The sequence below is a fragment of the Flavobacterium rhamnosi genome (assembly GCF_048286515.1).
Lineage (GTDB): Bacteria > Bacteroidota > Bacteroidia > Flavobacteriales > Flavobacteriaceae > Flavobacterium.
In genome coordinates, this window is the sequence record NZ_JBLVPS010000005.1 from 175,724 (window position 1) to 187,751 (window position 12,028).

Below are 12,028 nucleotides of genomic sequence, written 5' to 3' on the forward strand. Positions count from 1 at the left end.
ACGAACACATTTTATCAGTATGTGTTTCATAATTATTCTTTGAGATTTTTAGAGAACTGCAAATACATAATCGTATTTAATACTATAGAACAAGCATGATAAAGCTAAAAGGATATTTTAAAATGTTAGGTTTTGAAGAGAATGATTTAGATAGAATTTTAAATTCGTTTCGACTCCAAATATTTAAAAAACATGAATTTTTTGTAAAAGAAGATAAAATAAGCAAACATTTGGGCTTTATTGAAACTGGAATGTTTCAATATTACGTTTTGAAAGAAGGTGAAATTAGAACTACATATGTTTCAATTGAGAACACTTTTATGGCTTCGCGTTTAAGTTTCGTGAATGAAACTCCTGCTATTGAAAACGTGAGAGCATTAACAGATGGGAGCGTTAGCATTATTAGTAAAACCAATCTTAAAAAACTGATAAATGAAGTCCCCAGATTCAAAGATTTTTATATTAACCTTTTAGAAAGTTCTATTTGTAGTATCGACGCTAATCGTCATGACCTTATACTGCTCAGTGGAGAGCAGCGATACGAGAAAATGTTAAAAGAGGAGCCTCAGCTTTTGCAAAAAATCCCACTACAGTATTTGGCATCTATACTTGGTGTTACCCCTCGCCATTTAAGCCGCATCCGAAATAATACCCGTTAATTTTTTCTATATATTGGAACCCTAAAAGTAAAAAATAATTGCGAAATAGGGAATTTTTTATAAATAGCGGCATATTGGTACTTTTAGCTTTTTAGACTTTTGTCTAGTAAAATTAATGCTATAATTCGAAACTTTGTGTTTATAAAAAAAGTGTTCAAACTAGTTTAAAAAACAAATAAAATGTATTCATTTTTACTTATTGTTTCCACAAAAGTATTTTTATTTTTTGCTAATCATCTGCAAACGTAAATGATGGTAAGTAGATTTCGAATTTTTAGACGAAGCAAAAATTACAAATACAAAATAGATTTATGTTAAATAATGAATCGTTGTTACTACAAGAACGTTGTTTCAGTTTGAGTTATAAGCAAAATTAAAAAATGGAAAAATTAATTTATTCAATTAACGGAATCAACTACATTCTTTTTGAGATAGAATTGCCTTTAAAATTAGCAAAGAAATTTGAAACTCGAATTAAAGTGGTTGATGGAATAATTCACCATACAAAATACATGCACAATTTTTGGAAAAGGAACATAAGTATCAAGTGTTTAATCCCGGAAGTAAACGTTATTAGATTTAAAAACTTATGAAGGGGAGTTCGAAGAATTTTGTAAAACTTCCGTATTAAGGTGCCGGTTTGGTTGAAGACTATAAGAAAATTCGTTACTGATCTAAGCGCGCAAGACATTATGTTACCTATCAAATAAAAAATTATGTACATAGCATTAATTAATAAAATAAAGTCATTCATTACCCTTTCAGAAAAGGATTTGGTAATCATTAAACAACTTTTTCAAATGAGAGAAATAAAAAAAAATGATTATTTTTTAAAGGAGGGACAAATTTCAATGCAAATATGTTTTGTGAAAAAAGGTTTGTTCCGATATTACATCAACCAGGAAGGGGAAGAAAAAACATTTTATTTTGGACACGAAAACTGTTTTATGACAGATTATGAAAGTTTTGTTCCTCAAATAGCAACCTTGCAAAATATTCAGGCATTAGAAGACAGTATCGTTTTTATTATTTCTTACAATGATTTGCAGCAATTTTATTCTAAAGTTGAAAATGGAGAGCGTTTTGGAAGGTTAGCGTTGGAGTATGAAATGATAGATGTGGTTCGTAAATTAAAGTCATTTTATAAAGACAGTATAAAACAACGTTACGAAAGTTTCATTATAAAATACCCTGAAGTCCAACAACGAATTCCACAGTATCATATTGCTTCTTATGTAGGTGTTAAACCGCAGTCTTTAAGCCGAATTAGAAAAAGAATTTTATTCTGATTTTTTTTAATAATAAAAGTAGCGGAGACTTCATAGCAGGGACTTTAAGAATTGCAAATTTGATTCTTTACGAATATTTATATCCTCCAAATATTTTTGCTTTATTGGTTTAGAAAGGAAACCGCATACAAAGGGATATTTTTGTGCTTTTTTTTCAAAATCTTCTAGCGAAGAGGATAATATGTAGATAAGAAACTTTTCCTTTATTATCGGTTCAAAATTATTGAATGCATCCAAAAACTCCCAACCTGTCATAGTCGGCATATTGATATCCAAAAATAGAATGGTCTGATTATCTTCAGTGCAATCTCCAAGGCTTTTTTCGATTTTTATAAGCGCTATTTCTGGTTCTATAAACGTTACTACTTTAGCCTGCTGGTTAAACTTTTGAATCATAAATTTACCAATCAAAAGACTCGTACGGTCATCGTCAACCAGTACAAAATTAGTTATTTTCATCCTGAGTAATTAAATTAGAGTATTCATTTTTAAATTCTAAGATAAATTGGGTTCCTTTACCCACCTCACTTAAAACATTAATTTTTCCACCTAATAGTTCCACCTGTGTTTTAACCATGAATAAGCCCATCCCTTTCCCTTCAATATGGAGGTGAAATCTTTGGTAAAGACCAAAAATGTTTTTACCCTTTTTAGCGAGGTCAATCCCCAATCCATTATCTTTATAGGTAATTTTAATACCTCCCTTGTTTTTTTCTGAATAGATTTCAATTACTGGCGAAAGATCCTGTTTGCGGTACTTAATACTATTGGTTATCAGATTGAAAAAGATACTGTGCAAGTAGGATCTAACAGTTTTAAATTCGGGCGCATCTTTGAACCTGGTAATGATTTGAACCTGCTCTTTTTGAACTAAGTTCTGAATTCCTAGATTAATTGAATTTACAAGATTCTCTAAGTCAACCGGCACTTTATGCAGCGAAATATTTGATTTTACCTGCAGGATATTGTTTAAATCGAGAATGATGTTATCCAGTCGATTTACATTATCGGAGATTTCTTTTAAAAAGGTTTCTTTTACCTCCGGAAGATATTCTTCACTGTCCAATAGGTTGACTAATCCAAGTATGTTTGCCACTGGAGCACGCAGATTATGCGATAGAATAAAAGAAAATTGTTCAAGATTTTTGTTTGCGGTAACCAGCTCCTCGGTGTATTCCTGTAAATTTTTATTTAATTTCAGTAAACGAGAATCAGTTTCTTTTCGTAATGAAATATCTCTAAAATACACAGAAATTCCATTTATAGAGGGATATGCCGTAACCCCAAACCATCTGTTCATGGAATCTATATAAATTTCAAAATCCTGAATACTTTTTTCTTCAATACATTTTTGGTAGTACACGAAAAAAGAAGCGGATACAACTTCTGGGAATATTTCCCATATATTTTGTCCTATTGTTTTTTTTCTTGAAAAATTCAGCAAGGTTTCAGACTGTTTATTCCAATAGGTAATTATTCCGTCATAATCTATAGCAAAAAAGGCATCACCAATACTTTCCAAAATAAATTCTTTGTCTTCATTTACTTTTAAAACTTCTGATTGTACCTTAATAATTGTATCAATATCCTGAAAACTTCCGATAATCCGAAGGCATTTTTCTTTACAAAATTCCGGTACTGCAATTACTCTTACCCAGCGCTCATTCCCTTTAGCAGAGATTATCTGCACTTCAATATCAAAAGGGATATTTTTTTTTGCACTGTCCATGAACAACTGCTCCATGCTCTCCCGGTTTGCTCCAAGTTTGTAAAAGGAATAGATATTAGTTACATCAGGAATAAAATCAGCTTCTACTTCATGTATTTTTTTTGCCATGTCAGACCAGTAGATCTCATTTGTGATTAAATCGATCTCAAAACTCCCTATTCGGGAAAGAAAGGTTACTTTCTCTAATAGCCGTTCTAATTTTTTTTTCTCCGTAATATCTTGAAGTGCACCTACAATACGGATGATTTTATTTTTTTTATCTCGAATAATTAATGCCCGATCAATTACGTACGCATAATTTCCGTCTCCTTTCTTAAAGCGGTATTCTGCTAGCCAATACGTGCCTGTTCCTTCAATTATTTCATTAATAGTATTGATTGTCTTTAGCGCGTCCTGAGGATGAAGATGACTTTCCCATTTGTATCTGTTAGAATTAAATAGTCCCGAATCGTGTCCAAATAAAGTAGAGAAGCCTTGACCCCAAAATAAGCGATTTGATTTGGATTCCCAATCCCAAATAGCATCTGAAGTAGCTTTGCATGCAAGCCTGTATCTGGCCTCGCTTTCTCGCAAAGACTCTTCTGTCTTTGTCCGATCTGATATATCAGTTCCGAAAGCGTGAATCTCCTCTAGCGCTCCGTCAGCATTCGTTAGACTACTGATGTTCCAAAGAATAGATTTGGTACTACTTGTGCTTATAGTAACCTGAAAAATTCTATTGGGATGGTTCAGACATTTTTTTACCACTGCAATTATCTTGTTTTGATGATATTGTTTTAAAGTGGAAAGAAAATTAGTGCCAAGAAAGCATTTGGTTTCAAATCTGTCGCAAAAATCTTCTAGAAATTTATCATTAAAATAGGTAAATGATCCTTCTAGATTTGTTCTGATTATATATTTTGTTTGCTTTTGTATGATAGTTCTGTAGAGCGATTCTTTTTGAGTTAATTTATCAATTTCTTTTTTATACTCCGTAATGTCTTGTACTATTCCATGTCTGCTAAGTTGATTGCTTTGACTGTCTTTTAGCAATTCACCTCGCTCCTGAATCCATTTTATTGCACCATCGTGTAAAATAATCCTGTACTCAACATCAAACTTTTTTAACCCCAGCACAAAAGAGGTATGTTCTTGGTTGTAATTTTCCTGATCATCAAAATGGATGGTTTCAATAAAGTCTTTCCAACACGGGACATAGGACATTCTATCCTTTCCCCATATTGTAAAAACTTCATCACTCCAATAAAGAGCAGCAGTCTGCAGATTAAATTCGATAAAACCTATTTTGCCCAGACTTCCCAATTTTTGAAGGGTCGGGTTCTCTAGATTGCTTATAAATAAGTTTATTGTTTTTTTGCTAACTTTCTCACGACTCAATTTTTCCATTACATTTTAAGGCATTTAGGTATTATTTTTATTTGTTTTACGACTGGTTGATTTATCCTAATTGGAGTTTCTGACAACCGAAAGAAGGAGTGGGGAGTTTCTTTTTAATAAATTGCATATTGCTTTTGTATTATTTAACGGTGCTAATATCTATAAGAACAAATTGAATTTAATGGACATAAGTCTAAAAATTAAATTAGGAGTTGATAAATAATCAGAGGCTATCTATTAAATGGCAGGGCAGAAGAGATAGAATAGAGTAGACCTTTTTTAGTATATGCTGTTCTTCAGTATGTTTAATACGTTTTAGTGTTTTGACCTATTTGTAACAGAGAAGCCACAAAATAAGAAGGATAGACAATACAGTTTTTATTTTTTAGCCGATTTCAAAGTTACTTCCTGTGCTGATTTGGAAGTCTATACTTGCTGTTTCGGTCGCGCTTTTAAATTTACATTGGGTATAGTTCTTTCCTGCATAGAAATATACTGTTTGGGAATATCCATTTGTAGGAGCCATAAAAAATGATTTGTTCATTTTAATTTTAATATTTTGGTTGAATAATTGTATTTTGAGGCAGTTAATTTTACCAAGTAGGTACCTTCTGATAGATAAATATTGTCAATAGTCAGAATATTTTGGTAGGCCTTTTTTTCTTGATAAAAAACCACTTTTCCTAGTAAATCAAAAATGATTACTTTAATGAAGCCATCTATTACAGATGAAAACTTAAAACTTACATAGTCTGAAACGGGATTTGGATAGGTCGTTGTGGTCATGGCATATGGCATATTATGTAAATTCTCCCGAGAATAGGTACTTTGCTGGTAACCTTGGCCAACTACCAAATTATTATTTTTATAATTTCCTGATATACTCTGTTGCCCTATCGTTTGCCATACGGTGACCCCACTTGGCAAAAGTTTACGGTCACCCTGGCCAGATAGCATCTGATGATGCAATTCCTGTCCTTGTCCCTGAACACTGAAACCAAAAAATAGAATAATCAATATTTTTTTTATCATTTTTAGCTATTTATAGAATAGAAAGGTTTGTTTTTTTGATTTAGACAATTGTTAAAGAGCTACTACGGCTTTAATTTTGTGTTTTTGGCTATTACTAATAAACCGTTTTATATATCCCTGTAAAAAATATTTTTACATCGGTATTCCCAAAGAATCAAAGGATTTTTAAATCCATTGTATTTTAAAAATACATATTGAATCTGCATAATATTGTGATGATTTATGTCAAATTTTTTGTGGACAAATTTTCTAAATATTGAGAGGACTACACTAGACAAATGTCTAAAAAGCAGGTACGAGAATTTTATAAGAATATAAGCCAGCTAAACAGCTGTTTTATAAGGTAATGAAAAGAATATAATAGTGATCTTTCCCTATTCTTATAATTTAAAGAGTTAAGGATGTTTCCGATTGAAAATGGAGGTAAAGCGACAGGATATAGTGCACTATGTCTTATACTGAATAATGATCATCTTCTCATACTAAAATGCGACTTGAATTCCTGCATAGCACCACTGTTCTTATAAAATACCTGAAACCAGTAATCTGCTGAAGGGAGAGGATATCCATTAGAGGTACCATCCCATCCTGGACCCGCAGGACTTAGTTGTTTTATAAGTTTCCCATAGCGGTCATAAAGATAGATTATGGCATCAGGCTGATCTGCTAAATCCCAAATATTCCAGTTATCGTGATAACCATCTGCATTAGGGGTGAAAAAAATCGGATATTTCAATACATTAGCAAATAATGTAATAGCGCCGCAATCTCCTTTTGTATCATTAATACTAATACTATGCCTGCCTGAGGGTACATCCTGGAAAACGTTGTTTGTCTGATAAGAACCATTGTCCAATTGGTATTCGTAAGACCCAAAGCCGCTGTTAATAGTTGCGACTATATCAATACGGTCTTCAAAAGGAGCAGTCACCGTTATATTTGCAGATGCTAAGCTCGATTTTTCAACAAGAACTGTTGTTGGATTGTAGTTACAATCATCGCCTGTATCAATTGTTTTTTTTAGAACACTAACGGTGTAAGTTCCCTCATAGATAGCATTATAATTAACTCCAGTGCCCATTAATGTGCCGTTTAAGTACCATTCTGCTGTAAAAATAGCAGGATTAAGACCTGTAACTAGTTCGAGAGGATTTAGGAGAGCACCATTTTTGAGATCGACACAAAGCACCCCACCTTCAATTACAAGGTTTCTTAATGGATAAACTGTGATGTTAAATTGATCTTGAGTGGAACAACCTGGACTGGATTGTGATACAGCATAGATATACATTATTTGATTTATAAAGATATTTTGACCGGCAACATATCTAGTTCCTGTTCCATTCGGTCCGGAAAAATAATTGCCTAACAATAGTGAAGGGAGTGCGTATCTTCCGCAAGCCTCTACGTCTGGCTGGCGTGCTAAAATAGGTGTTGCAGAAATGGTGACAATAAAATTATCCTCATCAGAACAGGTAAGTCGGCTGCCGGCTATTGCATAAACGTAAATTGTTTGCGACGTAGTTACTACTGTTCCTGCAGAAATAATGGGCCCTTTTCCATTGGATTGAGAATAATAATTACCAATCGTTAACATCGGCAGTGTATAACTGTCGCAGCTGTTTACATCTGTAAAAGTACCAACTTCAATACCTGCAGCATCAACTTTAAAAAAAGTTTCAGAACTACAAGAGCTAAAATCATTCCATTCATTATAAATATAGATTGTTTGTGAGGTAGTAATAACAGTTCCCGAAGGAATGACAGATCCAACACCATGTCTCCCTCCGGAAGCGGTATAATACGTTCCATTATTTAATGTTTGAAGGGTAAAACCATTGCAGGTGAACACATCAGTAAAGCTATCAGCATCAGGTTTCTTTCTGTAGGTAATGGTAAATAAATCCTGTGCTGTACACCCAATACTATTGGTATCGTAAATGTAATATGTTCCGGATAGGGTGATTGGATTTCCTTCTTTTAATTTGTTTCCACCGCCATTAGGCTGATCGTAATAGCTTCCATTGGATAGATACGGTAAAATAAAATAGTCATCTTCACATCTGGTTTCGTCGGCTATATCAATTATCTCTGGTACTGGTTGTATTGTAATTTGATAACTTAAATTAGCGGTGCAATTGGGGGCGGTTGATGTGTTAACGTAATAATAAACAGTTTGCAAACTTCTAATTACTGTTCCGGCCGAAATAATAGTTCCAGCTCCTAAAGGCTGATCATAATAATTGCCAAAAGGAACAGCGGGTAAAGTATAACTTCCGCATGAAAAAATTGGTTGGTACAATGAGGTATCAACAATATAAATACTAAACACATCCTGATTTGTACAAAGGCCATCAATTGCAAATACATACACATTTTGACTAGAAGTCAGTACATCGCCTGCATTTAAATTATTTCCTGTTCCTCCAGGGCCGGAAAAGTAGTTTCCGTTGTTTAATGGAGGCAGCGTATAAGAATTACAGGTAACCACATCGTCTGGACTATCAACCAGAGGTAGCGGAAAAATCGTAATCACTAGAGCTTCATCTCTACAGACAACACCATTAATAACAGCATAATAGTATATGGTCTGGTCACTGGTTAAAACGGTTCCTGCTGGAATTTGCGTACCTGCTCCGCTTGGCGCTGTAAAGAAATTTCCCGCGGGTGGTGCAGGAATTATATAGTGACCACAACCAGTAGTTGGAATACTGATTTCATCAATTAAAATTATGGTAAAAGAACTTTGATTCATACAACGGTCGGAAGTATAAGGACCATTAGAAATATAGTAGGTGCCACCATTATGTATCACATCGCCGGCATTTAATAGAAGTCCTGTTTTGTCTGTGCCAGTGTAATAATTACCATTGTTTATCGGGGGTAAGATATATTTACTGCATTCAATTGCATTAGGAATAATATCCACTGGGGGCAACGGTGAAACTGTAACATCGAAATTGACACTATTAAAACAGGAAGAGTTTGAAACATCAACCATTCTGACCCAAATTGTTTGCACTGATTGTGCAATGGTTATAGGGAAAGCACTTGGATTTGCTATTGGATTTATATTGTTGTGAGCGTCATATTGAGATGTAAAATAAGAAATAATGTAACTGGCAGTATTTTGTCCATTGAGTACTACAGCATTTTGAACTGTTAAATTGGCCATTACTGTTCCTGAATTGTTGTCACAAAAAGATAATGGTGGAGGGGTAGTGGCTTTAATGGGGGCATTTACTAAAAGATTAAATGATAGTAAGTTGTCGCAAATTGTATTTCCATTTGAAATATGGATTGCTTTAATATATAGGGTCTGGTTTCCAATACTTGTATAAGACGATACTTGCGCTGCAGGAATTTGTGGTCCATTGGCATTCGCACTGGCTAAAGAATCAAAATACTGAATGGAATATTCATCAGAATTTAATCCTAATGCAACAAGATTGTTTTGTGTCAAATCATACTGATATGTGGTCTGACCAGTATAGCAAGTGGATAAATTTTTTGGTGAGATAGTTTGTAAATCGAAAAGAGTAACTTCGTCAGTAATCGTACATCCTGAAGCTGGAAGTACTGCATTAATTCCATATGTTCCAGCTTGTGTTGCCTTTAATGTAGCGGTAGTTGCTCCAGGAATAATTGAGCCGTTTAATGTCCAGGAGTAGTTATAATTTATGCCAAGTCCACTGTCAAGAAGAATGTTTTCGCTTTGACAGATAGTTTGATCAGGACCTAAGTTGGTCGTAGTAGTGAAACTTCCTCCTTTAATAAATACGGCAGAATCTAAATTACTGTCATTATAATCGCCAATAGCTAATTTTATTCGATAGGTTCGATTGGGAATAACAGTAGATGATGCTTTTAAGAGTACGGTTTCGCCCCGCATGTTTATAGCTGAAGTAGCTGAGTTGGATACATTATAGGTAGAAAATAAATTTGCATTGGCGGATAAACAAGAGGAATTATAGGCAAAGTCTCGAATGTTTTTTACAGAAACCGGAATAGCTGTTCCGGGAATTACTGCCAAGTTAACAGTAGTGTCCGTGGTTAAATCAGTCAGCAAAAAAGCAAAAACATCACTGAAACCGCATTGGTATTGGCCATATTCATTAGAAGCAAACAAAAAATCGAAACTAAAATTACTGGATAAGGGGGTAAAATCGAATTGAATAAAAGCTACATCCGTTATTGGCGCAGTTTGTCCATTGTTGTCGCTTATGGATTGAACATCAAGAGCTACAGTAGTGGTGATCTGGCTGCTTTCATTGATTCCTGTGTAGGTACCTTCGGTATATTTTGCAATACCATTTCGGATAATTATACCATTTGAGATGGGAAAAAGTGCATTTGTATTGGTAAACTGCCCAATACCTTTATGGGAAGAAAATACAAAATTTGTTAGGTTAGAACAAGAGTTTTGCATCAATTCATTTCGAACCAGCTGTGGAACACTTAATGTAGTAGTGTCAACTGTAATTCCTTGTGAAAACGAAATAGAAGGAAACAGTATTAGGAGCAAAAAAATAAAAATTTTCATAAATAAATTATAATAATGAATGAGTTTTTAGGATTGCTTGAAATTGATGCCAGCTACTATTTAGTTCACTATAGGGACTATCATGGAAATAGTAATGGCTTTTTACAAATAAAATTTTTGCTTTCAGGAGTCTATTGGGAATAGCCATTCGCTTAAAATAGGAGCGCAGAGATAAGAACCATTGTAAAAATTAAAAGTATAATTACTATATAAAATTCGTATTTCATATTGGCAAGATCAATCTCTCTTGCACAAATGCGGCATACCAATTGTTTTTTATAATCTATTCGTTTTCGGAATAATTTTCTTTTTATATAGTTTATTTGGATCGTTGGTGCGGTATAGATTTCTCGCATTGATTCCCTGTTAGGAAGTATATGGAATCCACAATTGCTGCAATTTGACATAATTATTTTTTTAGTTCTTATGAATAGTAAAAGTTGTTTTTATGATTTTTTAAATTGAAAAATGAAATTTTAACCTTGCTATGGTTGTAACTTATAGGGGACTTTAGTATGCAAAACCTCTGTTATAATTAGATAAAATAAAACCTATCGATAAAGATTGAACCAATTACGGGTATGGGTTTTTTTTGTTGGTTTATGGCATTACGAATTCCCAAAGTCAAAAGGATAAATAACACAAGTTCTGTTAGGATGAATAGTATCGTAATTGTTGGAGAAGTAGAATCAATTATTATGGGGGTAATACTAGGTAAAACTCCCAGGATTCCTAAACCAAATGATTGTTTTAGGTGGTATTTTGCTAATGGGGATTTCCCACCGTTGCTATACAATATAAATGAGACTATCCAGCCTAATATAGTAATGTAGCTAATAAGTGAAATTTTTTTTTTATTCATTTTGGTTTTAAATTTCATATACTCATTAAGTAAAAGCTTTAATCATTCGCACTTAGTATGTCTGTGAAATAGTATATTAATATTGAAATACTTAACTGTTGTTATAATCGTACGAGACAATTTTTTTAGTCAAAGAAGATTTTTTAGACCAAAATAAGACCTCAATTCCGTAACAATTTCGGGCAGTATTTTGGATGCATCCAATAGCATGATGTCATCAATTCTACGTAGTTTTACTAGGATTTCTTTGTTGAACGTACATAGTATCAAAGGGACTCCTATATTGTAGGCCTTTATAAATTCAAAGATTTCATCTTCAGAATAGATTACAAATATTATTACAGAATAGTTATTTAATATTTTATCGAAGTATCTAAAATTTTTACAGGTATCAAAAGAAATTTGCTCCTTGAAATTCTTTTTTATGAGCTTCGAAAAATAATTTTGGTTATCAAAAACTAACCCCTTTTTTTTATGCATTATTCTGTAATTTTATTTTAGATCTCTTGATAAATTTTGAATTTTTTTGTCCTTCTC

At 33.2% G+C, this 12,028-nt stretch carries 9 protein-coding genes; 3 read left to right on the forward strand and 6 right to left on the reverse strand.

The window, feature by feature from the left end; translation table 11 throughout:
* Window positions 1-95 precede the first annotated feature (95 nt).
* Both ACNQGN_RS06270 and ACNQGN_RS06275 read left to right on the forward strand, forming a co-directional pair.
* Window positions 96-659, forward strand: a complete 564-nt coding sequence (locus tag ACNQGN_RS06270) for a Crp/Fnr family transcriptional regulator (protein ID WP_417986989.1) — start codon at window positions 96-98, stop codon at window positions 657-659.
* A gap of 716 nt (window positions 660-1,375) precedes the next feature.
* Window positions 1,376-1,948, forward strand: a complete 573-nt coding sequence (locus tag ACNQGN_RS06275) for a Crp/Fnr family transcriptional regulator (protein WP_417986990.1) — start codon at window positions 1,376-1,378, stop codon at window positions 1,946-1,948.
* Window positions 1,949-1,978: 30 nt separating this feature from the next.
* Here ACNQGN_RS06275 and ACNQGN_RS06280 read toward each other — a convergent pair whose 3' ends face one another.
* The 5 genes from ACNQGN_RS06280 to ACNQGN_RS06300 all read right to left on the reverse strand — a co-directional run bounded on the left by ACNQGN_RS06280 (window position 1,979) and on the right by ACNQGN_RS06300 (window position 10,629).
* Entirely contained in the window at window positions 1,979-2,407 is a 429-nt protein-coding gene (locus ACNQGN_RS06280) for a response regulator (protein WP_417986991.1), read from the reverse strand.
* On the reverse strand, window positions 2,394-5,063 hold the full coding sequence (locus ACNQGN_RS06285) for a PAS domain-containing sensor histidine kinase (RefSeq protein WP_417986992.1): 2,670 nt from the start codon (window positions 5,061-5,063) through the stop codon (window positions 2,394-2,396). The genes ACNQGN_RS06280 and ACNQGN_RS06285 overlap by 14 nt, the downstream gene beginning before the upstream one ends.
* A gap of 376 nt (window positions 5,064-5,439) precedes the next feature.
* Window positions 5,440-5,598 (reverse strand): hypothetical protein, encoded by a 159-nt coding sequence (locus tag ACNQGN_RS06290; protein ID WP_417986993.1) that lies wholly within the window; start codon window positions 5,596-5,598, stop codon window positions 5,440-5,442.
* Window positions 5,595-6,086 (reverse strand): T9SS type A sorting domain-containing protein, encoded by a 492-nt coding sequence (locus tag ACNQGN_RS06295; protein ID WP_417986994.1) that lies wholly within the window; start codon window positions 6,084-6,086, stop codon window positions 5,595-5,597. Before ACNQGN_RS06295 ends, ACNQGN_RS06290 begins: the two co-directional genes overlap by 4 nt.
* 469 nt (window positions 6,087-6,555) lie before the next feature.
* Window positions 6,556-10,629 (reverse strand): T9SS type B sorting domain-containing protein, encoded by a 4,074-nt coding sequence (locus ACNQGN_RS06300; RefSeq protein ID WP_417986995.1) that lies wholly within the window; start codon window positions 10,627-10,629, stop codon window positions 6,556-6,558.
* Window positions 10,630-10,644: 15 nt separating this feature from the next.
* On the opposite strand from ACNQGN_RS06300, the gene ACNQGN_RS06305 reads away from it, so the two are divergent.
* A complete protein-coding gene (locus ACNQGN_RS06305; RefSeq protein ID WP_417986996.1) occupies window positions 10,645-10,773 on the forward strand; it encodes a hypothetical protein in 129 nt (42 codons plus the stop codon).
* 391 nt (window positions 10,774-11,164) lie between these two features.
* Here ACNQGN_RS06305 and ACNQGN_RS06310 read toward each other — a convergent pair whose 3' ends face one another.
* Window positions 11,165-11,509, reverse strand: a complete 345-nt coding sequence (locus ACNQGN_RS06310; protein WP_417986997.1) for a DUF4870 domain-containing protein — start codon at window positions 11,507-11,509, stop codon at window positions 11,165-11,167.
* Between the last annotated feature and the right edge of the window lie 519 nt (window positions 11,510-12,028).